The sequence below is a fragment of the Streptomyces sp. NPDC033136 genome (assembly GCF_055578235.1).
The window spans coordinates 218,898-240,944 of sequence record NZ_JBVIPD010000010.1 but is presented as its reverse complement, the minus strand read 5'-3'; the positions used below and the strand labels follow the sequence as shown (position 1 = coordinate 240,944).

At 71.4% G+C, this 22,047-nt stretch carries 17 protein-coding genes and 1 pseudogene; 11 read left to right on the top strand and 7 right to left on the bottom strand.

The window, feature by feature from the left end; all coding sequences use genetic code 11:
* Positions 1–221 precede the first annotated feature (221 nt).
* The 9 genes and pseudogenes from ACZ5TL_RS20930 to mshA all read left to right on the top strand — a co-directional run bounded on the left by ACZ5TL_RS20930 (position 222) and on the right by mshA (position 9,117).
* Positions 222–548 (top strand): ANTAR domain-containing protein, encoded by a 327-nt coding sequence (locus ACZ5TL_RS20930; protein WP_468591516.1) that lies wholly within the window; start codon positions 222–224, stop codon positions 546–548.
* Positions 549–931: 383 nt separating this feature from the next.
* Positions 932–2,038 (top strand): annotated as a pseudogene (locus ACZ5TL_RS20925) (ABC transporter ATP-binding protein); the annotation flags it as partial.
* 323 nt (positions 2,039–2,361) lie between these two features.
* Positions 2,362–2,817: a DUF6153 family protein gene (locus ACZ5TL_RS20920; RefSeq protein WP_468591515.1), complete on the top strand. Its 456-nt coding sequence runs from the start codon at positions 2,362–2,364 to the stop codon at positions 2,815–2,817.
* Between the two features lie 95 nt (positions 2,818–2,912).
* The gene (locus ACZ5TL_RS20915; protein ID WP_468591513.1) at positions 2,913–3,560 is read left to right on the top strand and encodes a DUF305 domain-containing protein; all 648 of its coding nucleotides are present in this window, start codon (positions 2,913–2,915) and stop codon (positions 3,558–3,560) included.
* 153 nt (positions 3,561–3,713) lie between these two features.
* Positions 3,714–4,592, top strand: coding sequence for a F510_1955 family glycosylhydrolase (locus ACZ5TL_RS20910; protein WP_468591512.1), 879 nt, complete (start codon positions 3,714–3,716; stop codon positions 4,590–4,592).
* 221 nt (positions 4,593–4,813) lie between these two features.
* Positions 4,814–5,320, top strand: a complete 507-nt coding sequence (locus ACZ5TL_RS20905) for a DUF6584 family protein (RefSeq protein WP_468591511.1) — start codon at positions 4,814–4,816, stop codon at positions 5,318–5,320.
* A 263-nt stretch (positions 5,321–5,583) separates the two neighbouring features.
* Positions 5,584–6,966: an L-serine ammonia-lyase gene (locus ACZ5TL_RS20900; RefSeq protein ID WP_468591509.1), complete on the top strand. Its 1,383-nt coding sequence runs from the start codon at positions 5,584–5,586 to the stop codon at positions 6,964–6,966.
* Between the two features lie 31 nt (positions 6,967–6,997).
* A complete protein-coding gene (fdhD, locus tag ACZ5TL_RS20895) occupies positions 6,998–7,849 on the top strand; it encodes a formate dehydrogenase accessory sulfurtransferase FdhD (protein ID WP_468591508.1) in 852 nt (283 codons plus the stop codon).
* A 26-nt stretch (positions 7,850–7,875) separates the two neighbouring features.
* Positions 7,876–9,117, top strand: a complete 1,242-nt coding sequence (gene mshA, locus ACZ5TL_RS20890; RefSeq protein ID WP_468591578.1) for a D-inositol-3-phosphate glycosyltransferase — start codon at positions 7,876–7,878, stop codon at positions 9,115–9,117.
* Between the two features lie 214 nt (positions 9,118–9,331).
* Here the strand turns inward: mshA and ACZ5TL_RS20885 are convergent, their stop codons facing one another.
* Both ACZ5TL_RS20885 and ACZ5TL_RS20880 read right to left on the bottom strand, forming a co-directional pair.
* Entirely contained in the window at positions 9,332–11,626 is a 2,295-nt protein-coding gene (locus ACZ5TL_RS20885) for an FdhF/YdeP family oxidoreductase (protein WP_468591507.1), read from the bottom strand.
* A gap of 3 nt (positions 11,627–11,629) precedes the next feature.
* Positions 11,630–12,772 (bottom strand): aromatic ring-hydroxylating oxygenase subunit alpha, encoded by a 1,143-nt coding sequence (locus tag ACZ5TL_RS20880; protein WP_468591505.1) that lies wholly within the window; start codon positions 12,770–12,772, stop codon positions 11,630–11,632.
* A 190-nt stretch (positions 12,773–12,962) separates the two neighbouring features.
* On the opposite strand from ACZ5TL_RS20880, the gene purU reads away from it, so the two are divergent.
* Together purU and ACZ5TL_RS20870 are read left to right on the top strand one after the other, a co-directional pair.
* Positions 12,963–13,835, top strand: a complete 873-nt coding sequence (gene purU, locus ACZ5TL_RS20875; RefSeq protein ID WP_468591503.1) for a formyltetrahydrofolate deformylase — start codon at positions 12,963–12,965, stop codon at positions 13,833–13,835.
* Between the two features lie 55 nt (positions 13,836–13,890).
* The gene (locus tag ACZ5TL_RS20870; protein ID WP_468591501.1) at positions 13,891–14,682 is read left to right on the top strand and encodes an IclR family transcriptional regulator; all 792 of its coding nucleotides are present in this window, start codon (positions 13,891–13,893) and stop codon (positions 14,680–14,682) included.
* A 117-nt stretch (positions 14,683–14,799) separates the two neighbouring features.
* Here ACZ5TL_RS20870 and ACZ5TL_RS20865 read toward each other — a convergent pair whose 3' ends face one another.
* The 5 genes from ACZ5TL_RS20865 to ACZ5TL_RS20845 are packed head-to-tail and all read right to left on the bottom strand — an operon-like array spanning position 14,800 to position 22,027.
* Complete coding sequence (locus tag ACZ5TL_RS20865; RefSeq protein ID WP_468591500.1) at positions 14,800–15,408, bottom strand: sarcosine oxidase subunit gamma; 609 nt, start codon at positions 15,406–15,408, stop codon at positions 14,800–14,802.
* Positions 15,401–18,637 carry a sarcosine oxidase subunit alpha family protein gene (locus tag ACZ5TL_RS20860; protein WP_468591499.1) on the bottom strand — a complete coding sequence of 1,079 codons (3,237 nt, stop codon included), beginning with the start codon at positions 18,635–18,637 and terminating at the stop codon, positions 15,401–15,403. Before ACZ5TL_RS20860 ends, ACZ5TL_RS20865 begins: the two co-directional genes overlap by 8 nt.
* 20 nt (positions 18,638–18,657) lie before the next feature.
* Complete coding sequence (locus ACZ5TL_RS20855) at positions 18,658–19,890, bottom strand: sarcosine oxidase subunit beta family protein (protein WP_468591498.1); 1,233 nt, start codon at positions 19,888–19,890, stop codon at positions 18,658–18,660.
* Complete coding sequence (gene glyA, locus ACZ5TL_RS20850) at positions 19,887–21,170, bottom strand: serine hydroxymethyltransferase (protein WP_468591497.1); 1,284 nt, start codon at positions 21,168–21,170, stop codon at positions 19,887–19,889. The genes ACZ5TL_RS20855 and glyA overlap by 4 nt, the downstream gene beginning before the upstream one ends.
* The gene (locus ACZ5TL_RS20845; RefSeq protein WP_468591496.1) at positions 21,167–22,027 is read right to left on the bottom strand and encodes a bifunctional methylenetetrahydrofolate dehydrogenase/methenyltetrahydrofolate cyclohydrolase; all 861 of its coding nucleotides are present in this window, start codon (positions 22,025–22,027) and stop codon (positions 21,167–21,169) included. Before ACZ5TL_RS20845 ends, glyA begins: the two co-directional genes overlap by 4 nt.
* Positions 22,028–22,047 lie beyond the last annotated feature (20 nt).

Genomic DNA, 22,047 nt, shown 5'->3' with positions numbered 1-22,047 from the left:
GTGAGGGAGGGGCTGGGCTGACGGCCTCTCGGGCTCGTCGCCGTTCATGGTCGGCGACGAGCACCCTCGGCTGCCGTGTGGTCTTCGCGTCGTGTTGAGGGTGTCTGGCTGTTTCCGTCCGGGGCAGGCGCAGGGAGAGAAGACCTTGCCCCTGCGTACGGAGACTGGTGATGACGACTTCCCGGGTTCCGCGGCCCGCCCCCGACGCCACGAGGAACACCATGGCTCGCCTTGAGCAGGAGAACGCCCAGCTGCAGCGGGCTGTCCATTCGCACGCGAGGGTCGACCAGGCCCTCGGCATCCTCATCGCGACCCACCGGATGCCGCCGGCCGCCGGGTTCGAGGTGCTGCGCGAGGTCTCCCAGCAGACCAACACCAAGCTGCACACGGTCGCGGAGACGGTGATCGACTGGGCACTGGGGCAGCCCCTGCCCGAGTCGGTGGATCAGGAGCTGGAGGCGGCCGTGCGGCGGCGTTTCCACGAGCAGGACGCCCCGGACGTGGAGGCAGGAGGGCCAGAGCCGGAGTGGCTTCGCCGGGGCCGCTGACGGCCGCGCAGGGCGTGCGCGACTCTCCGCAGGCGTTTGAAGCCCTTGGCAAGCCCGTCCTCACGTGAGGTGAGGGGCGGGACGTCTTGGCGGTGTCACTGATCCGGCGGGGCGTCCTGTCGGTGGCCGGTGCAGCGGGCCGTGGTCTCCCATGGTGTTCTCGCTCCCACGGGCCACGGTGTGCACCGTCTCGCGTGCACACAGCCTGCCCAGGGCCGGGACGGTGCGCATCACGACCCGTGCCGCGTGCCTGGCCGGTCTCCGGTCTGCCTGGACGCGTGTTGCTCCGCAGCCGCCCTGACCGCTCGGAGTGCCCCGCGCAGGACTACGCCGATGCCGGGCGAGACGAGCGTCCAGTAACGGGCGAAGCGGGCGGTGGACGCCGGGTCCGTGAGCTCGCCTCGGTCATGAGCCCCGCTGTCGAACTGGCCGTTCAGGGCTCCTTCCTCATCGTCCTGGTCGTCGGTGGTCTGCGCGTCAACGGCCACGCCGGCTCCCTCGGCGACCTCGTCGCCTTCCTGCTGTACGCCTCGTACCTCGTCCTGCCGCTGTCCTCCGTCTTCCACGCCGTTGGTCTCATCCAGCGCGGGATGGGCGCCTACCAGCGCATCGAGGAGGCGCTCCGCCTGCCGGTGGAGCCGACCGCGCCGCTGACGCCGACAGCCCCCGCATCCGCACTCGCACGGCGGCCGGCCGGGCCGTCCACCTCCCCCGGACAACCCGCCCTCGCCCTGCACGACGTCCACTTCGGCTACGACCCGGAACGGCCGGTCCTGCGCGGCGTTTCGTTCACCGTGGCGCACCGGCAGCACGTCGCTCTGGTGGGCCGCTCGGGAGCCGGCAAGAGCACGGCGTTCGCCCTGGTGGCGAGGTTCTACGAGCCGGACGCCGGCTGCGTCCTCTTCGACGGGCGACCCGCCACCGAACTCACCCTTGACGCCTGCCGCCGACGCATCGCCGTGGTCGACCAGAACGCCCACGTCGTCCACGGCACCCTGCGCGACAACATCGCCTACGCCGTGCCCGGCGCCACGGATGCAGAGATCCGGCGCGTCATGGAACTGGCCCGGCTCGAAGAAGTCGTCGACCGTCTGCCCGGTGGCCTTGCCGCCGTGATCGGCGAACGCGGCAGCACCCTCTCCGGTGGCGAACGGCAACGCGTCGCCATCGCCCGCGCGTTGCTGGCCCGCCCCTCGCTGCTCCTGCTGGACGAGCCCACCTCCCACCTCGACGCGATCAACGAATCGGCCCTCACCACCGTCATGAAGGACATCGCCCAGGAGTGCGCCCTGCTGGTCATCGCGCACCGCCTGTCCACCGTGCAGCACGCCGACCACATCGTCGTGCTGCAGGACGGCCGCACCGCCGCCGGCGGACGCCACGAGGAGTTGCTGGCCGGCAGCGCTCTCTACCGCGAGCTGGCCGCGAGCCAGATGCTCCGGCCGGGCCGGGGCCCCGGTATCCCCGGCCGAGCGGGGACATCGGGTTGAAGCCCTGCCCGTGGGCGGGACGTGATCGGAGCCGGGCGCGCGACGACCGGCTCCCCGGCCGCAGGCGGGGACGCACCCGGCGCTCTCACCGTCGGCTCGCCGGTCGGCAGCCCTCGGTCGGGCCCGCTCCCAGGCCAGGGAGGAGAGCGCGGGCCCGGTCGGGGTCGGGTGCGGCGAAGACGCCGTCCGCTGTGACGAGGCGGCGGTGGTGGCCTGCAGTCAGGCGGGTGGAGCAGCGCACATCGCCCCTCTTGCGGCACGGCCCGCGTTCCTTGGGTACTGTCGGAACCGCAGATCAAGAACGGCCAGTGACGGAGTCCGGTGTGAAGGTGAGCCGATACGTACGCGCGGGAGGCGCCCTCGGGCACCTGCTGCTCGTCGTCGTGCTCGCCCTGGGCGTCTTCGCGATGCACAGCATGGGGCACCCCGGCGAGACGGCCCACGCCACCATGAGCACCGCGTCCCACTCGGCCGTGCCGGATGCGGCTGCCTCGGGGCACGACCCGATGAGGGCTTCCGCCGACACGGTCATGGGCGGCCACGCCACCGGTACGCCGGGCTCGTCGTCCTCCCACGAGCCCGCCATGGCCATGGACATGCTGTCGCTGTGTGTGGCCGTTCTGTTCGGCGCATGGGTGCTCGCCGCCCTCGTCAGGTCGGCACTCGCCCGTCACCGGGAGTGGCTGGCGGAGCTGCTCGCCCAAGTCGCCGCCGTCGCGCGGCCCAACCCCCCGCCTCGCGGACCCGATCTCACTCGTTTGTCAGTTCTGCGGCTGTAGGCCGAACCATGCCGTCGGGCGCACTCCCTGTGCGGACCCGCGGCTTCGCCTGCCCCCGAACAGTCAATGAACCAGCAACACGAGGTGAATCGACCATGACTTCCTGCATGCGTGCCCCGCGCCGCAAGCCCCTCCGCCGCGCCGCCGCCGTGGGCGTCGTCGCCGCCGGAGCTCTGCTCCTCTCCGCCTGCGGCGACAACGGCGACGACGACATGGCCGGCATGGACCACGGCGCCGGCAACAGCCCCGCGTCCGCGTCGGCGACCGCCGGCTCCAAGGACTTCAACGACGCGGACGTCGCGTTCGCGCAGATGATGATCCCGCACCACGAGCAGGCCCTGGCGATGGCCGGGCTCGCCGACGGCCGAGCCTCGGACTCCGAGGTCAAGGACATCGCGGCGAAGATCGAGAAAGCCCAGGACCCCGAGATCAGGACGATGAAGGCCTGGCTGAAGTCCTGGAACAAGCCGACCGCCATGGAGTCCATGCCGGGCATGCACCACGGCAGCGGCGACGGCATGATGTCCGACGCGGACATGGGGCACCTCAAGGACATCAAGGGCGCCGAGTTCGACAAGATGTTCGCCGACATGATGATCGAGCACCACAACGGCGCGATCAGCATGGCCGAGGACGAGCAGAAGAACGGCGGGAACGCCGACGCCGTGAAGATGGCGGGCGACATCGTCGAAGGCCAGTCCGCCGAGGTCAAGCAGCTGCAGAGCATCCTCGACCGGCTCTGAGTACCGCGGGCGCGGGCCGGGCGACCGGTCCGCGCCCCCAGCCCGGTTGTCCGGGCTCCCCCGCGTTCGCGGTGGGGGTCCCGGACAGCCGCCGCCCGCTTTCCCGGGCCGCCGCCACCCCAGTGCGCCCGCACGCCTTCTCTCCGAGGAACCATGAACCAGCGCCTTGCCGCCGCGGCAGTCACCGCGGCCGCCCTCAGCCTCACCCTGACCGCCTGCTCCGGCAACAGCGACGGCAATGACACCTCCGCAGCGGACTCCGCGGCAGGCGTCACCGTGAGCCACATCCACGGGCTGGGCCTGGACCCGTCCGACCAGCGCCTGTACGTCGCCACGCACGAGGGTGTCTACACCCCGGACGCCCAGGGACGCCCCTCACTGGTGGGCGGCAACCGGGACGACTTCATGGGCTTCACCGTGGCGGGGAACAAGACCTTCCTCGCCAGTGGGCATCCCGGCGCGGGCAGCGGCGGTCCCCACAACAAAGGGCTGATCAAGAGCACGGACGCAGGCCGCAGCTGGGAGTCACTGTCTCTCTCCGGCCAGTCCGACTTCCACGCCCTCGAGTATGTACACGACACCGTCTACGGGTACGACGCCACCAACGGGCTCCTGCGCACCAGCGAGGACGGCACCGTCTGGAAGGACGGCGCGGAGCTCGAGGCACTCGACATCGCGGTCAGCCCCGAGGACCCCGGCCTCGTCCTCGCCACCACGGCCGGCGGAGTGGCCCGCAGCACCGACGGCGGCAAGACCTTCGCAGCGGGCGAGCAGCCCATGATGGCCTTCCTCTCCTGGCCGGCGCCGGAAGCGCTCTACGGCATCGACTCCACGGGCGCGCTGCACCGCAGCGCCGACGGCGGGGCAGCGTGGAAGAAGCGGGTCACCGTGCCCGGCGGCCGGCCGCAGGCGCTCACGGCCGTCAGCGCCGAGCACGTCCTCGCCGCCACCGGGACCGGCGTGTACGAGTCGAAGGACGGCGGCCGGTCCTTCACCAAGCGCCTTGACGTCGAGGCGAGCGGCAGGCACTGAAGCGACCAGCGCGACCTTCCCGCGGGGCCCCCGAGCCTTCGGTTCCCCGTCGGGGCAGGGCTCAGCGGTCCCGCCCCGGCCTGCGCGGATCAGCCCGTTGCGGACCGGGCTGCTGTTCCTGCCCGTGGCGCTGGCGACCGACCTCGGCGCCCATCTCGGCCGCCGGCGTTGAGCGGGAAACCAGTTCGACGCCGGTCACCGCGGCAGCCGATCATGCGCTCATGCCGCTGAGAGGGACTCTTGCCCGAGCCGACGCGGACCTGGCCGCCGGCCGGGTCCCCGTCGCGCGCCAGCGCCTGCGCGGGCTGGCGTCGTCCTTTCCGAACGACGTGATGCTGCGCCGCCGCTTGGCCGAGGTGTACCGACTGTACGGAGACTCCGCGGAAGCCGGCCGATGGATGTACCTCGAGCAGGAACGCGACGCAGCCGAGACCGCCGCCTTCGAGGCGAGATACCGCACAGCTCCGCAGCGCATGCAGGCACTTGCCTGGCGTGGCCCCGAGACGCTCGCCCCATCGGCGTTCGCGAGAGAACAACTGGCGTCCGTACGAGCAGCCTGCTCCGATGCTTCGGGGCACCCCGCCGACTGGGACACGGTGCCATCCGGCCGGAGTGCGGACAGCCAGGGAAGCACCCTCGGCACCTCCCTGGCCGGGGCCGGATGCCTGGTGGCGGTCCTGGTGTTCCTCGCGATCTGGGTGAACGGCCTCGTCGCTCTCTTCGGCTGACTCGGGCTGGAAGCAGGCGTACACCAAGCCCCACAGGGGGCATCGCATCCGCGTCGAGCATCTCTCCGCCCGAGCGGAGGGGCGGAGGGGGATCCCCGATGCGCTGGTCCGCGCGGCAGGCGTCTTGACAACCTGGAACACAGAAGAAAAGCTGTTGCGCATAGAGATGCTGGTTGCTTCATCAGAAACCCCACGGCATCCGCGGTCGAGAGGTTCCGCTCGCACCTCCCGCCACACCCACGCGCAGACAAGGGAGCCCGCTCGTGGCCATCTCCGTCTTCGACCTCTTCTCCATCGGCATAGGCCCGTCCAGTTCGCACACGGTCGGTCCCATGCGGGCCGCCCGTATGTTCGCCGGCCGGCTGGAGAAGGAGGATCTGCTCGCGCGTACGGCGTCGGTACGGGCCGAGCTCTTCGGGTCGCTGGGCGCCACCGGCCACGGTCACGGCACGCCCAAGGCCGTCCTGCTCGGTCTGGAGGGCAACGAGCCGCACACGGTGGACGTCCGCGTGGCCGAAGGCGACGTCGAGCGGATCAGGGCGACGGGAAGGCTGCGTCTGCTGGGCCGCGCGCTGGGAGACTCGCACGAGATCCGCTTCGACGCGGAACGGCAGTTGGTCCTGCACCGCCGCCGTTCCCTGCCGTACCACGCCAACGGCATGACGCTGTTCGCGTACGACGCCGAGGGGCGGTCCTTGCTGGAGGCCACCTACTACTCGGTCGGCGGCGGGTTCGTCGTCGACGAGGAGGCCGCCGGTGCGGACCGGGTCAAGGTCGACGACACGGTGGTGAAGTACCCGTTCGGCAGCGGCGACGAACTGCTGCGCCTGACCCGGGAGACGGGTCTGTCGATCTCGGCGCTGATGCTGGAGAACGAGCGGGCCTGGCGGACCGAGGAGGAGATCCGCGCGGGTCTGCTGGAGATCTGGCGGGTGATGCGGGAATGCGTGGCACGCGGCCTGTCCTGTGAGGGGATCCTGCCGGGCGGGCTCAGGGTCCGCCGCCGGGCCACCGCCGTGGCCAAGGCGCTGCGGGCTGACGGCGACCCGGCGGGGCGGGCGCTGGAGTGGGTGACCCTCTACGCCATGGCGGTCAACGAGGAGAACGCGGCCGGCGGCCGGGTGGTCACCGCCCCGACGAACGGCGCGGCCGGCATCATCCCGGCGGTCCTGCACTACTACGTCAACTTCGTGCACGGAGCCGACGACGACGCCGTGGTCCGGTTCCTGCTGGCGGCCGGCGCCATCGGCCTGCTGTTCAAGGAGAACGCCTCGATCTCGGGCGCCGAGGTCGGCTGCCAGGGCGAGGTCGGCTCCGCCTGTTCCATGGCCGCGGGCGGCCTCGCGGAGGTGCTCGGCGGCTCGCCCGAACAAGTGGAGAACGCCGCCGAGATCGGCATGGAACACAACCTGGGCCTGACCTGCGACCCGGTCGGCGGCCTGGTGCAGATCCCGTGCATCGAGCGCAACGGCATGGCCGCGGTCAAGGCCGTCACGGCGGCCCGGATGGCCCTGCGGGGCGACGGCCGCCACCACGTCTCCCTGGACAAGGTCATCAAGACCATGAAGGAGACGGGCGCCGACATGAAGGTCAAGTACAAGGAGACGGCCCGCGGCGGGCTCGCGGTCAACGTCATCGAGTGCTGACGGCGCGGCAGCCGGGATCTGGGGAGTGGGCGTGGGACGGGTCACCGAACGACGGCGCGTACTGCGCATCCGGGACGGGGCGGTGGGCACCCGGCCGGACACCCTGGTGGCGGAGGAGCCGCTGGAGATCCGGCTGAACGGCAGACCTCTCGCGATCACCATGCGCACGCCCGGCGACGACTTCGCGCTGGCCGCCGGGTTCCTGGTGAGCGAGGGCGTCCTCGGCCGGGCCGAGGAACTGGCGAACATCGTGTACTGCGCGGGCGCGACAGCGGACGGCTCGAACACGTACAACGTCGTCGACGTGCGGCTCGCGCCCGGCGTGGCGGTGCCGGACATCTCGCTCGAACGGAACGTGTACACCACCTCCTCGTGCGGTCTGTGCGGCAAGGCGAGCCTCGACGCCGTGCGGACCACCGCCCGTTGGCCGATCGCCGACACTCCCCCGGTCCGGGTCGCTCCCGACCTGCTGGCGGCCCTTCCCGACCGGCTGCGGGCCGCGCAGCGGGTGTTCGACCGCACCGGGGGTCTGCACGCCGCGGGGCTGTTCTCGGCGGAGGGGGAACTGCTGGACCTGCGGGAGGACGTGGGCCGTCACAACGCGGTCGACAAGCTGATCGGGCGCGCGCTGCGGTCCGGCGCGCTGCCGCTGTCCCGGACCGTCCTGCTGGTCTCCGGCCGCGCGTCCTTCGAACTGGCGCAGAAGGCGGTCATGGCCGGCATCCCGGTGCTGGCCGCGGTCTCCGCGCCCTCCTCCCTGGCGGTGGACCTGGCGGCGGAGACCGGCCTCACGCTGGTCGGTTTCCTGCGCGGCAGCTCCATGAACGTGTACGCCGGCGAGCAGCGCATCTCCCTGGGGCCGCGAGGGGGGCGCCAGGAGTGAGCCGTCGCCGCCCCCGCCGCGTCGCGATGTTCAGCGTGCACACCTCGCCCCTGCACCAGCCGGGCACCGGCGACGCGGGCGGCATGAACGTGTACATCGTCGAACTCGCCAAGTGCCTCGCCACGCTCGGCATCGAGGTGGAGATCTTCACCCGGGCGACCTCGGCGGCGCTGCCGCCCACCGTCGAGCTCGCGCCCGGCGTGCTGGCGCGGCATGTGGTCGCCGGCCCCTACGAGGGCCTGGCCAAGGAGGAGTTGCCGGCGCGGCTGTGCGACTTCACGCACGGAGTGACGCGGATCTGGGCTGGGCAGCGCCCCGGGTACTACGACGTCGTGCACTCGCACTACTGGCTGTCCGGGCAGGCCGGCCGGCTCACCGCCGAACGCTGGCGCGTACCGCTCGTGCACGCCATGCACACCATGGCTCTGGTCAAGAACGCGTCCCTCGCCGAAGGCGACGCACCCGAGCCCGAGTCCCGTGTGCTCGGGGAGACCCGGGTCGTCCGGGGCGCTCACCGGCTCATCGCCAACACGGCGAAGGAAGCGGACGAGTTGTGCCGCCACTACGACGCCGAACCCGGCAGGGTCGCCGTCGTGCATCCCGGCGTGAACCTGAACCGCTTCCGGCCCGATCCTCGCGGGATCGAGGCCGGCCGGACCGCCGCCCGGGCCAGGCTCGGGCTGCCGCCGGGGGCGCTGATCCCGCTCTTCGCCGGCCGCATCCAGCCCCTCAAGGCTCCGGACATCCTGCTGCGTGCGGTGGCCCGGCTGCTGGTGGAGCGGCCGCGGCTGCGCGAGCGGATCGTCGTGCCGATCGTGGGCGGGCCGAGCGGCAGCGGCCTGGCCAGGCCGGAGGAGTTGCACAAGCTCGCCGCCCAGCTCGGTATCGGGGACGTGGTGTTGTTCCGTCCGCCAGTGGGTCAGGCGGAGCTCGCGGACTGGTATCGGGCGGCGACCGTGCTGGTCATGCCCTCCTACAGCGAGTCCTTCGGCCTGGTGGCCGCCGAGGCGCAGGCATGCGGCACGCCGGTGATCGCGGCCGCGGTCGGCGGCCTGCCGGTGGCCGTTCGGGACGGAGTGAGCGGCGTCCTGGTGCCGGGGCACAGGCCCGCGGACTACGCGCGGGCGCTGCGCCGCTTCGCCGACGACCCGGCGCTCTCGGCCCGGATGGGCACGGCCGCCGCCCGGCACGCCGGGTCGTTCGGCTGGGACACGGCCGCCGCGGCCTCGGCGGACGTGTACGCGGCGGCGATGCGCGAGCGTGCCTGACCCGGCCGAGTCCCGTCAGCCGCCAGCGTGCCTGACCATCCCAGCCCGTCAGCGTCGGCATGCCGCACCATCCGGGTCCGGTCATGCGTGGACGTGCCTCACCATCCCAGCCCGTCAGCGTCGGCATACCGCACCATCCGGGTCCGGTCATGCGTGGACATGCCTGACCGGACCCGGCCTGCTGGATCCTGAGCGGCACTGACCGGCCGTCCGGTCAGTGCGCCGGTTCCAGCCGGACCACGATGGACTTGGACGTCGGCGTGTTGCTGACCTCCGCGGTGGAGTCCAGCGGTACGAGGACGTTGGTCTCGGGGAAGTAGGCGGCGCAGCAGCCGCGCGGGGTGGGGTAGGCGACCGTTCGGAAGGCCGGTGCCCGGCGCTCGGCCCCGTCGGAGAACTCGCTGACGATGTCGACCGGGTCGCCCTCGGTCAGGCCGTGTGCGGCGAGGTCGTCGGGGTGGACGAAGAGCACCCTGCGGCCCTGGTGGATGCCCCGGTAGCGGTCGTCCAGACCGTAGATGGTGGTGTTGTACTGGTCGTGCGAACGGAGGGTCTGCAGGAGCAGCCGCCCCTGCGGGACGCGCAGTACGTCCAGGGGGTTGACGGTGAAGTTGGCCAGTCCGGTCCGGGTGGGGAAGCGCCTCTCGTCGCGGGGCGGGTGGGGTAGGGCGAAGCCGCCCGGCCGGCGCACCCGGGCGTTGAAGTCCTCGAAGCCGGGGATCACTTGGGCGATCCTGTCCCGGATGCGGTCGTAGTCCGCCTCGAAGTCGGTCCAGGGCACCTGCGGACCACCGCTCCCGAGCGCCGCGTTCGCCATCCGGCAGATGATCGCGACCTCGCTCAGCAGGGTGTCGGAGGCGGGCGCCAGCCGGCCACGCGAGAGGTGCACCATGCCCATGGAGTCCTCCACCGTCACCCGTTGCTCCCCGGCCGGCCGCAGGTCGGCCTCGGTGCGGCCCAGGCAGGGCAGGATGAGGGCCTGACGGCCGGTCACCGCGTGGGACCGGTTGAGCTTGGTGGAGATCTGCACGGTGAGCTCGCAGTTGCGCAGAGCCCGCTCGGTGAGTTCGGTGTCCGGGGCGGCGGAGACGAAGTTGCCGCCGAGCGCGACGAAGACCCGTACCTGTCCGTCCCGCATGGCCCGGATGGCCTCCACCGCGTCGTGGCCGTGGTGGCGCGGCGGCGCGAAGCCGAACTCCGCGCCGAGCGCGTCGAGGAAGGCGGCGTCCGGCTTCTCGTGGATGCCCATGGTCCGGTCGCCCTGGACGTTGGAGTGTCCGCGCACGGGGCACAGGCCGGCGCCGGGGCGGCCGATGTTGCCGCGCAGCAGCAGGAAGTTGACGACCTCGCGGATGGTCGGCACCGAGTGGCGGTGCTGGGTGAGGCCCATGGCCCAGCACACGACGATCTTCCGGGCGGACAGGACCTCCTGGAACGCCTCCCGGATCTCCCGCTCCGGCAGGCCGGTCGCCTCCAGGACGTCGTCCCAGGACGTCTTGCGGGCCCGCTCGGCGAACTCCCCGAAGCCGTGGGTGTGCGCGGTGATGAAGTCATGGTCGAGGACCGTGCCGGGAGCGTCGTCCTCCGCCTCCAGGAGCATGCGGTTGAAGGCCTGGAAGAGCGCCTGGTCGCCGCCCAGCCTGATCTGCAGGAACAGGTCGGAGAGTTGGGTTCCCGCCCCCAGGACGCCGGAGGGCCGCTGGGGGTTCTTGAAGCGCAGCAGGCCCGCTTCGGGCAGGGGGTTGACCGAGATGACGCGGGCCCCCTTGCCCTTGGCGGTCTCGAGCGCCGAGAGCATCCGGGGGTGGTTGGTGCCCGGGTTCTGCCCGACGACGAGGATCAGGTCGGCCTCGTACAGGTCCTCCAGCCGGACGCTGCCCTTGCCGATGCCGATGGTCTCGGTCAGGGCGGAGCCGCTCGACTCGTGGCACATGTTGGAGCAGTCCGGCAGGTTGTTGGTGCCGAGGAGCCGGACGAACAGCTGGTAGAGGAAGGCGGCCTCGTTGCTCGCCCGGCCCGAGGTGTAGAAAGCGGCCTGGTCCGGTGAGTCGAGAGCGCCCAGTTCCCGGGCGATGACGGCGAACGCCTCGTCCCAGGAGATCGGCCGGTAGCGGTCGCTGCCCGCGGGACGGTACACGGGGTGGGTGAGGCGACCCTGCTGGCCGAGCCAGTAGTCGCTGCGTCCGGCCAGCTCCGCCAGCGTGTGCTCGGCGAAGAAGCCGGGGCCGACCCGGCGCAGGGTCGCCTCCTCGGCCACCGCTTTGGCGCCGTTCTCGCAGAACTCGGCACGGTGCCGGTGCTCGGGCTCGGGCCAGGCGCAGCCCGGGCAGTCGAATCCCGTCTTCTGGTTGACGCTCAGCAGGGTCAGCAGACTGCGGCGGACGCCCATCTGCGCGTGGGCGTGGCGCAGCGAGGACGTGACCGCGGGGAGGCCCGCGGCGTGGTCCTTCGGCGGGCCCACCCGCAGACGGGAGTCACCGGGGTCCTCGGCAGGTGCCTTGCGGGTCATCGCCTAGCTCTCCGCGAGGTTCGAGCGGGTGCCGAGGCGGTCTTGGACCCAGTCGTGGAACTCTCCGATGTGGTGCTCGCTGGGCACCAGGACGCCGCCCTTGGCGTACAGCCGGGAGCTCATCGCGGGCTGGCAGCGCTCACAGGCGTCGAAGTCCTGCCGGTTGACGCGGTCGAACAGCTCGACCGACCGGCTGACGTCCCGTCCGCTGGCCACCACGTCCTTCAGGTACAGCCAGTCGCACTCCACGATCGTGCGGTCGACCGCCACCGGGAACATCCGGTGGAAGATCACGTGGTCGGGGACCAGGTTGATGAACACCTGGGGGCGTACCGTGATCGCGTAGTACCGGCGGTCCTGCTCCTCGGAGACCGTGGGGATGCGGTCCAGGCCCTCCGAGCCGTCCACGGTGAAGCCCTGGACGTCCGAGCCGAACTCGGCGCCGTGCCCCACGTAGTACTGCGCGGCGAACCCGTCGGCGAACTCCGGGAGGACCTCGGTCAGCTCGGGGTGGATGGTCGCGCAGTGGTAGCACTCCATGAAGTTCTCGATGATGAGCTTCCAGTTGGCCTTGACGTCGTAGACGATCCGCCGGCCGACCTCCAGGCTCTCGACGTCGTACCGCTCGATGGACTCCGCGTCGCCCAGGCGCGAGACCACGTCCGCGATCACCGACTGTTCGAACGGGGGCGGGTTCTCGGCCAGGCACACCCACACATAGCCCAGCCACTCGCGTACCGCCACGCTCGCCAGACCGTACTCGGTGCGGCCGATGTCCGGCATCTTCGTGAGGTTGGGCGCCGCGACGAGTTTGCCGTCGAGGTCGTACGTCCAGGCGTGGTACGGGCACTGGAAGGCCCGCTTCACCTCGCCGGACTCCTGCGTGCACAGCTTCGCGCCCCGGTGCCGGCACACGTTGAAGAAGGCCCGGACAGAGCCGCTGCGCGACCGGGTCAGCAGGACGCTCTCCCGCCCGACGTCCACGGTCCGGAAGGCGCCCGGCTTCGACAGCTCCGACGAGCGTGCCGCGCAGAACCACATCGATTCAAAAATGTGTTCCTGCTCCAGGCGGAAGATCTCCGGGTCCGTGTAGTGGTCACCGGGGAGGGTCGCGATCAGGCTCTCCGGCAGGCCGGTCGTAGTCATGGTTCACCTCGGAGTGAAGCGCCTCGGGCGGGCGAGTGGTTGCCTCATGTGCAACGAGCTTCTTGCTACGCAACTCACGGTGCAGTTCGTCCGAACCACTGTCAAGCCCTTGACCTCAGACTGTCACAGCCAGGACCATGTTGCGTATCAGTCAGGCTGTTGCGTAATACGCACCTCTTGGGAGGGCTCCGTGTCACTTGGACCCACAACCGGCCGCGAGTTCGTCCTCACCCTGTCGTGTCCCGACCGCTCTGGCCTCGTCCACGCCGTCACCGGCTTCCTGGTCCGGCACTCCGGGAACATCCAGGAGAGCCAGCAGTTCGACGACCGGCTGCAGGACCGCTTCTTCATGCGGGTGCACTTCGACGTCTCGGACCCGGGCATGTCGCTGGAGGACCTGAAGTCCGGCTTCGCCCAGGTCGCGGAGGCGTACCGGATCTCCTGGCAGATGTACGAGGCATCGACTCCGACGCGCACGCTGATCATGGTGTCGAAGTTCGGGCACTGCCTGAACGACCTGCTCTTCCGCTGGCGCACCGGCGCGCTGAACATCGAGGTGCCGGCGATCGTCTCCAACCACCGGGACTTCGAGCCGCTCGCCGAGAGCTACGGGATCCCCTTCCACCACGTGCCCGTCACCCGGGAGACGAAGCCCGAGGCCGAAGCAAGGCTGCTGGAGCTCGTCGACGAGCTGGACATCGACCTGGTGGTCCTCGCCCGCTACATGCAGATCCTGTCGAACGACCTGTGCAAGCAGCTCGAGGGCCGGGCGATCAACATCCACCACTCGTTCCTGCCGAGCTTCAAGGGCGCCCGCCCCTATGTCCAGGCGCACGACCGCGGCGTCAAGCTCGTCGGAGCCACGGCCCACTACGTCACCCCGGACCTCGACGAGGGACCCATCATCGAGCAGGACGTCATCCGTGTGAACCACTCCCAGGGGCCCGACAGCATGGTCGCCCTGGGGCGTGACGTCGAGGCGCAGGTCCTGGCGCGTGCGGTGGAATGGCACAGCCAGAGCCGCGTCATGGTCAACGGCAACCGTACGGTCGTCTTCCGCTGAGGAAAATGACCCCCGCCCCCTCACGCCTGTTGTCCCTTTCACTTAGGGTTTCGCCATGAGCAACCACGGCGCTGAGCCCGCAGGCGCTCCCAGTGGCGGAGTGCAATCCGTTGACCGTGCTGTCGCCGTGCTGGAGATCCTCGCCCAGCACGGCGAGGCGGGCGTGAGTGAGGTGGCCGCGGCGATCGACGTCCACAAGTCCACCGCTTTCCGTCTGCTCGGCGCGCTGGAAGCGCACGGGATGGTCGAGCAGGAGAGCGAGCGCGGCAAGTACCGTCTCGGCTTCGGCGTCGTGCGCCTGGCCGGCGCGGTGACGGGCCGCATCGCCGTCACCAGACACGGCCGGGGGATCTGTGAGCGTCTCGTCGACGATGTGGGCGAGACGCTGAACATCGCCGTGCTCGAGTCCCACCACGCGATCAACCTCTACCAGGTGCGCGGCTCGTCGGCCATCGCCGCGCAGAACTGGGTGGGACGCCAGACGCCGCTGCACTGCACGTCGAGCGGCAAGATCCTCCTGGCCCACCTCGACCGCAAGGCCCGCGACGAGCTCCTCGCCGAAACCGGCCTGCCCCGTCTGACGCCGCGCACGGTGACCTCCAGGAAGAAACTGGAGGCGGACCTGTCCGAAGCCCGTGAGCAGGGTTATGCCCGCACGCTGGAGGAGTACGAGGAGGGCCTCAACGCCCTGTCCGCTCCCGTGCGTTCGGGTGACGGCGAGGTCGTCGCGGCGCTCAGTGCGTCGGGGCCGGCCTTCCGGCTGACCGAAGAGCGCATACGCGAACTCGCGCCGCTGATGGTCGCGGGAGCGGACGAGCTCAGCCGGCGTCTCGGCTACACGGGCTGAGGGGTCCTTTCACTTTGCCCGCCCGGCTCGGTCGCTGACCGGGACAGGCTCCTCATGACGAGCGGCGGTCGGTGATCCGGTGTCCGGATCACCGGCCGCCGCTCGCTTGCGCCCGCGTCAGCCCGTCCACTCCACAGCCGCGTCCAGCAGCCAGTCCGTCAGATAGCCGGCGAAGGACGAACGGACCAGCACCCAGAACCCGGCCCTGGGGTCCTCACGGGCGACCAGGACGACCTGGGTTCGGCCCAGGTTCGTCTGGGCGCAGCGCCCCGGACCGAAGACCCTCGGGTGAAGGTCCAGGGAGCAGCCGTGGGCCAGGAGGTCGCGGGCCCGGGGGCCCGCGACGAGGAGCGTGGTGCGCTGAGCCGAGACGTCGATGACCGATACGGGCTCGTCGCCCGCGGCCGCACGGATCCGGCTCTCCAGGTCCCGCTGACCGCCCGGCGGGCCCACCACGAGCCACTCGTCGGGGCCGAGCCACAGCACGGTCAGCTCCCCGGCGCGGGCGGCGGTGCCGGGTTCGACGGGAAGGGGGAGGCCCAGTGCCAGCCCCACGGCGTCCGCCGCCGCCCCCTTCGGGTCGAGACGCACGGTGACCTGGGTCAGGAAGGGAAGTTCCGCCAGCCGGACCGCGCCCCCGGAGGTGCGGGTCGCGGCGGCCAGCCGGTCGGCGGCAGGCGACAAGGGGCTGCGGAGCGGTGTGGTGGTAACGGCGGTGTCAGCCATCGCGGCGGGCTCCCTCGGGGTCGTAGAGGACGGGGCTCGCGACGGTCACCGGGACCAGCCGGTCGCCCACGGGGGCGTAGAGTCGCTCACCGATGCGGTCCCGGCCACCCTTGACCAGCGCGAGGGCGAAGGTCCGGCCGAGGGCCGCGCTGCGGTAGCTGGACGTGACGTGGCCGAGCATCGGCACGGGCGGCGCGGGCAGCACACCGCCGGCGACCAGGTGCGTGCCCTCGGGGAGGAACGTGCCCGGGTCCTCCGGGAGCAGCCCGACCAGGTGCTTGCGGTCGGGGCGTACCGTGTCGGCACGGGCGTAAGACCGCTTGCCGATGAAGTCCGGCTTCTTCTTCGACACCACCCAGCTCATGCCGAGGTCCTGCGGCGTCACGGTGCCGTCGGTGTCCTGGCCGACGATCGGATAGCCCTTCTCCGCACGCAGGACGTGCATGGTCTCCGTGCCGTACGGGGTGATGCCGTACGGGGCGCCGGCCTCGTACAGCGCCTCCCACAGGGCGAGGGCCTCCCACGGCGACACATTGATCTCGTAGGCCAGTTCGCCGGAGAAGCTGATCCGGCACACTCGCGCGTCGATGCCGGCGACGGTCGTCTCGCGCCACGCCATGAACGGGAAGTCCTCGTTGGCGACGGCGAGTCGGGGTGCGAGCGAGCCGAGGACCTCGCGGGAGCGCGGGCCGACCAGGGCGACGGTGGCCCACTGCTCGGTCACCGACGTGCAGTGGACGCGCAGTTCGGGCCACTCCGTCTGGAGCCACTCCTCCATCCAGTCCAGCACGGCGGCGGCGTTGCCCGTCGTGGTGGTGACCAGGTAGCGGTCCTGGTCGAGGCGGATCACCGTGCCATCGTCGAAGACCATCCCGTCCGGGCGGCACATCACGCCGTAGCGGATCATGCCGACCTTCAGGGTGCTCATCATGTTGGTGTAGAGCAGGTCGAGGAAGACTCCGGCATCCGGGCCCTGGACGTCGATCTTGCCGAGGGTGGAGGCGTCCATGAAGGCGACGCCCTCACGGGCGGCGGCGCACTCGCGCAGCACGGCCGTCTCCATGTCCTCGCCGTCCTGCGGGTAGTACCAGGGCCGCTTCCACTGGCCGACGTTCTCGAACAGGGCGCCGTGCGCGACATGCCACTCGTGCAGGGCGGTGGTGCGGATCGGGTCGAGCAGGGCGCCGCGGTCGCGGCCGGCGAGGGCGGCGAAGGAGACCGGGGTGTACGGCGGGCGGAACGTGGTCGTGCCGAGCGCGGAGATGTCCACGCCGAGCAGTTCCGCGACGACGCCACTGGCCAGGACACCGGAGGTCTTGCCCTGGTCGTTCGCCGTACCGGCCGTGGTGTAGCGCTTGGTGTGCTCGACGGAGCGCATGCCGGCACCGGTCGCCCGGGCCAGGTCGTCGACGGTGACGTCGCGTTGCAGGTCGACGAAGCGCGGGGCGCCTTCCCGGCCCGGGACGGTGAACACCCGCATGGGCGGCGTCTGCGGCGGCGTGGCCACCTGGGGCAGCTGGACCTCCTCCGGGGTGTAGCCCTCGGCCTCGATGGCCCGGGCACCGGCGGCGGCCCCCTGGGCGAGAACGCGCGCCAGGCCGAGGGCGCCGCTCGCGCCGCCCGCGACCTCGACGGCCTGACGGGAGGCGTCGGGGACGAAGGTGCCGAGCTCCTCGTCGTAGCGGAGCTTGCCTCCCGCCTGGCTGAACAGGTGCGCCACCGGGTTCCAGCCGCCGGAGACCAGGAGCAGGTCGGCGGCGAACTCCCGCTGTCCCTCTGACTGTCCGTACGGGGCGACGGTCACGGAGGTGAGCCGGGGGGCGCCTTCCGTGGCGGTGACGGCGTGGCCCGTCAGCACCTCGATGCCGGCCTGCCGGGCGCGGTTCGCCCACTCCCCCGGCTCGCTGCGGGTGTCGACGACGGCCTCGACGGCCACGCCCGCCGCCGCGAGGTCCAGGGCCGCCGCGTAGGCGCTGTCGTTGGTGGTGAACACGACCGCGTGACGGCCGGGCAGGGCCGCGTACTTGTTGACGTAGGCGCGGGCCGAGGCGGCCAGCATCACGCCGGGACGGTCGTTGTCCGCGAAGGCCAGCGAGCGTTCGTGCGCACCGGTGGCGAGGACGACGCGGCGGGCGCGGATGCGCCAGACACGTTCACGGGAGACGTTCTCGGGGGCCTGGGCGCCGAGGTGGTTCGTACGGCGCTCCACGGCGAGCAGGTGGTTGTCGTCGTAGTAGCCGAAGACGGTGGTGCGGCGCAGGACCTGTACGTCGGGGGCGGCGTCGAGCCGGGCGGTCGTCCCGGTGACCCAGTCGAGGTGTTCGCCGGTGCCGAGCAGGCTGCCGCCGGGTTGCGGCTGGTCGTCGGCGAGGATGACGCGGGCACCCGAGCGGGCGGCGGCTGCCGCCGCGGCGAGTCCGGCCGGGCCCGCGCCCACGACCAGGAGGTCGCAGTGGGTGTGTACGGCGTCGTATCGGGCCGGGTCCGGGTCGGTGGCGAGGCGGCCCTGGCCGGGGAGGCTGCTCGCGACGAGGCCGTCGTAGAGCTCGACGGTGGTGGCCGGGAGCATGGGCTCGGGGAACGGGGCCTCGATCTGGACGACCGCGTTGGGTTCCTCGGCGCCGGCCGAGAAGATGCCGCGTGGGCGGCCCAGCTTGATGCTGGTGCCGGTCTGGATGACGCCGTTGGCGAGGAGGGCGGAGGCGAGGGTGTCGCCCTGGTAGCCCTGGTACTCGGTGCCGTCGAAGGTGAAGGTGACGGGGGTGTCGCGGTGGATTCGGCCGCGGGTGGGGTGGCGGAAGGGCTGGGTTGATTCGCCCCCGCCCTTACCCGTCCCATCCTGAAGGGGCTCCGTCCCTCCGACCCCGCCGGGGACTGCGCCCCTGGACCCCGCTTCGGCCTGGACGGCCTCGTCCTCAAGCGCCGGACGGGCTGAACGCACCGAACGTGACGCGAGGGTGGCAGGGCGCTCCTCCCCGGCCCGGTACACCGTCAGGATCTCGTTCGTCGATGTGTCCCGCACCGCGTTGAACCAGCGGCGGCAGCCCGCCGCGTGGCTCCAGCGCTCGGCGAAGGGGCCCCGCGGGTTGTCGCGGAAGAAGAGGTAGCGGGCCCACTCCTCGTCGGTGAGGGAGGAGGGGTCCTGCGGGTACGGCACGTGGGCCTGGCCGCCGTAGTGGAACTCGGCCTCGTCGCGGGGCCCGCACCACGGGCAGGGGATGAGCAGCATGGGTCGGCTCCCTGATGGTCCTAGTGGGCCACCGCGGCCGCGCCGTGCTCGTCGACGAGCGCGCCGGTGGTGAAACGGTCGAGCGAGAAGGGTGCGTTCAGCGGGTGGGGTGTGTCGTGGGCGATGGTGTGGGCGTAGACCCAGCCGACGCCCGGGGTGGCCTTGAAACCCCCGGTTCCCCAGCCGCAGTTGAGGTAGAGGTTGTCGACCGGGCTGAGGCCGATGATCGGTGAGGCGTCGGGGCTGACGTCGACGATGCCGCCCCAGGTGCGCAGGACGTGGGCGCGGGCGAAGACCGGGAAGAGTTCCAGGGCCGCCGACATCTGTTCCTCGATGATGTGGAAGGCACCGCGCTGGGTGTAGGAGTTGTACGCGTCGATGCCGGCGCCCATCACCAGCTCGCCCTTGTGCGCCTGGCTGACGTAGACGTGGACGGCGTTGGACATGACGACCGTCGGGTGCACCGGCTCCAGCAGCTCCGACACCAGGGCCTGCAGGGGGTGGCTCTGGACGGGCAGTTCGACGCCCGCCATGGCAGCCAGGACCGAGGTGTGGCCCGCCGAGCAGAGCGCGACCTTGCCCGCCGCGATCGGGCCGCGGGTGGTCCGGACTCCCAGCACCCGGTTGCCGACCACGTCGAGGCCGGTCACCTCGCAGTTCTGGATGATGTCGATCCCGGCGGCGTCGGCGGAGCGGGCCAGGCCCCACGCCACGTGGTCGTGCTTGGCGATGCCCGCGCGCGGCTGGTAGGTCGCGCCCAGGACCGGGTAGCGAACGTCCGGGGAGATGTTGACGATCGGGCAGACGTCCTTGACGCCGTCCGCGTCGAGCCACTCGGCGTCCACGCCGTTGAGGCGGTTGGCCTCGACGCGGCGCACGCTGTCGCGGACGTCCTGGAGGCTGTGAGCGAGGTTCAGCACGCCGCGCTGGGAGAACAGGATCGGGTAGTCGAGCTCGTCCGCCAGTCCCTCCCACAGCTTGAGTGCGTGCTCGTAGATGCCGGCGCTCTCGTCCCACAGGTAGTTGGAGCGGATGATCGTGGTGTTGCGGGCCATGTTGCCGCCCGCCAGCCAGCCCTTCTCCAGGACGGCGACGTTGGTGATGCCGTGGTTCTTCGCCAGGTAGTGGGCGGTGGCCAGACCGTGGCCGCCGCCGCCCACGACGACGACGTCGTACGAGCGCTTCGGCTCGGGGTTGCGCCACAGCCAGTCGGGGTGTTCGGGGAGCTCGGCGCCGGGGGTGCGGGGGCTCATCGGGCGTCTCCGTCTTCGGACAGGTGAGGGTAGAGCGGGTGCTTGGCGGCCAGGGCCTCCGTACGGGCGCGCAGGGCGGCCACGTCCGGCTCCGGCTGGAGGGCGAGGGCGATCACGTCCGCCACCTCGGCGAAGTCCGCCTCGGTGAAGCCGCGGGTGGCCAGCGCCGGGGTGCCGATGCGCAGGCCCGAGGTGACCATGGGCGGGCGCGGGTCGAAGGGCACGGCGTTGCGGTTGACGGTGATGCCGATCTCGTGGAGCAGGTCCTCGGCCTGCCGGCCGTCGAGCTCCGAGTCGCGCAGGTCGACCAGGACCAGGTGGACGTCCGTGCCTCCGGTCAGGACCTTCACCCCGGCCGCCGCCGCGTCCGCCCGGGTGAGGCGTTCGGCGAGGACGCGGGAGCCGGCGAGCGTTCGGGCCTGGCGTTCGGCGAACTCCGGCGACGCGGCGACCTTGAACGACACCGCCTTCGCGGCGATGACGTGCTCCAGGGGGCCGCCCTGCATACCGGGGAACACCGCCGAGTTGATCTTCTTGGCGAGGTCCGCCTCGTTGGTGAGGATGACGCCGCCGCGCGGGCCGCCGAGTGTCTTGTGGGTCGTGGTGGTCGTGACGTGGGCGTGCGGTACGGGGTTGGGGTGCAGGCCCGCCGCCACCAGTCCCGCGAAGTGCGCCATGTCGACCATCAGCAGGGCGCCCACGTCGTCGGCGATCCTGCGGAACTCCGCGAAGTCCAGCTGCCTCGGGTACGCCGACCAGCCCGCGATGATCATCTTGGGGCGGTGTTCCTTGGCGAGCCGCTCCACCTCGTCCATGTCGACGAGGTTGTCCGCCTCGGACACGTGGTACGGCACGACGTTGAGCATCTTGCCGCTGTAGTTGATGCGCATGCCGTGGGTGAGGTGCCCGCCGTGCGCGAGGTCGAGTCCGAGGACGGTGTCGCCGGGCTGGAGCAGGGCGAAGAAGACGGCGGTGTTGGCCTGGGCGCCCGAATGCGGCTGCACGTTGGCGAAGCCCGCGCCGAAGAGGGACTTGATCCGCTCGATCGCCAGCCGCTCGGTGACGTCGACGTGTTCGCAGCCGCCGTAGTAGCGGCGGCCCGGGTAGCCCTCGGCGTACTTGTTGGTCGCGACCGAGCCCTGGGCCTCCATCACGGCGGAGGGCGCGAAGTTCTCGGAGGCGATCATCTCCAGGGTGGACTGCTGGCGGTGCAGTTCGGCGCGGAGCGCGGCGTGGACCTCGGGGTCCAGCTCCGCCAGGGGGGTGTTCAGCGCGTTCATACGGTGTTCGCGTTCCTCTCGGCGGCCTCGACGACATTGGCGAGCAGCATGGCCCGGGTCATGGGGCCCACACCCCCGGGCATGGGAGCCAGCCATCCGGCGACCTGGGCGGCGTCCGGGTGGATGTCACCGACCAGCCCCTGGTCGGTGCGGGTGATACCGACATCGAGGACGGCCGCGCCGGGGCGCAGCATGTCCTTGGTGATCAAGCCGGGCGAGCCGGCGGCCGCGACGACGACGTCCGCCTCGCGTACGTGCCAGGCCAGGCCCTTGGTGCCGGTGTGGCAGAGGGTGACGGTGGCGTTCTCGGACCTGCGGGTGAGGAGGAGTCCGATGGGCCGTCCGACGGTGATGCCCCGGCCGATCACGCACACCCGTGCTCCGGCGAGCGGCACGTCGTGGCGGCGGAGCAGTTCGACGATGCCGCGCGGGGTGCACGGCAGCGGGGCCTCGACGCCGAGGACGAGCCGGCCGAGGTTGACGGGGTGCAGTCCGTCGGCGTCCTTGGCGGGGTCCATGCGCTCCAGCACGGCGTTGGCGTCGAGGTGACGCGGCAACGGCAGCTGGACGATGTAGCCGGTGCAGGCGGGGTCGGCGTTGAGTTCGTCGATCGTCTCCTCGACCTGCTCCTGCGAGGCGTCGGCGGGCAGTTCCCGGCGGATGGAGGCGATGCCCACCTGGGCACAGTCGCGGTGCTTGCCGCCGACATAGGCGTGGCTGCCGGGGTCGTCGCCGACCAGGACGGTACCCAGGCCCGGCGCACGGCCCGTGGTGGCGGCCAACTTGGCCACACGCTCGGCGAGTTCGCAGCGGATGGTGGCGGCAGTGGCCTTGCCGTCAAGGAGTTGTGCAGTCACCTGGAGTTCCTTCCAACGAG

Excerpts from the sequence above, each read along its gene's own strand:
- ACZ5TL_RS20930 (WP_468591516.1), top strand. The coding sequence starts at position 222 with ATGGCTCGCCTTGAGCAGGAGAACGCCCAGCTGCAGCGGGCTGTCCAT.
- ACZ5TL_RS20915 (WP_468591513.1), top strand. The coding sequence starts at position 2,913 with ATGACTTCCTGCATGCGTGCCCCGCGCCGCAAGCCCCTCCGCCGCGCC.
- ACZ5TL_RS20910 (WP_468591512.1), top strand. The coding sequence starts at position 3,714 with ATGAACCAGCGCCTTGCCGCCGCGGCAGTCACCGCGGCCGCCCTCAGC.
- ACZ5TL_RS20905 (WP_468591511.1), top strand. The coding sequence starts at position 4,814 with ATGCCGCTGAGAGGGACTCTTGCCCGAGCCGACGCGGACCTGGCCGCC.
- mshA (WP_468591578.1), top strand. The coding sequence starts at position 7,876 with ATGTTCAGCGTGCACACCTCGCCCCTGCACCAGCCGGGCACCGGCGAC.
- ACZ5TL_RS20885 (WP_468591507.1), bottom strand. The coding sequence starts at position 11,626 with ATGACCCGCAAGGCACCTGCCGAGGACCCCGGTGACTCCCGTCTGCGG.
- ACZ5TL_RS20880 (WP_468591505.1), bottom strand. The coding sequence starts at position 12,772 with ATGACTACGACCGGCCTGCCGGAGAGCCTGATCGCGACCCTCCCCGGT.
- ACZ5TL_RS20870 (WP_468591501.1), top strand. The coding sequence starts at position 13,891 with ATGAGCAACCACGGCGCTGAGCCCGCAGGCGCTCCCAGTGGCGGAGTG.
- ACZ5TL_RS20865 (WP_468591500.1), bottom strand. The coding sequence starts at position 15,408 with ATGGCTGACACCGCCGTTACCACCACACCGCTCCGCAGCCCCTTGTCG.
- ACZ5TL_RS20860 (WP_468591499.1), bottom strand. The coding sequence starts at position 18,637 with ATGCTGCTCATCCCCTGCCCGTGGTGCGGGCCCCGCGACGAGGCCGAG.
- ACZ5TL_RS20855 (WP_468591498.1), bottom strand. The coding sequence starts at position 19,890 with ATGAGCCCCCGCACCCCCGGCGCCGAGCTCCCCGAACACCCCGACTGG.
- glyA (WP_468591497.1), bottom strand. The coding sequence starts at position 21,170 with ATGAACGCGCTGAACACCCCCCTGGCGGAGCTGGACCCCGAGGTCCAC.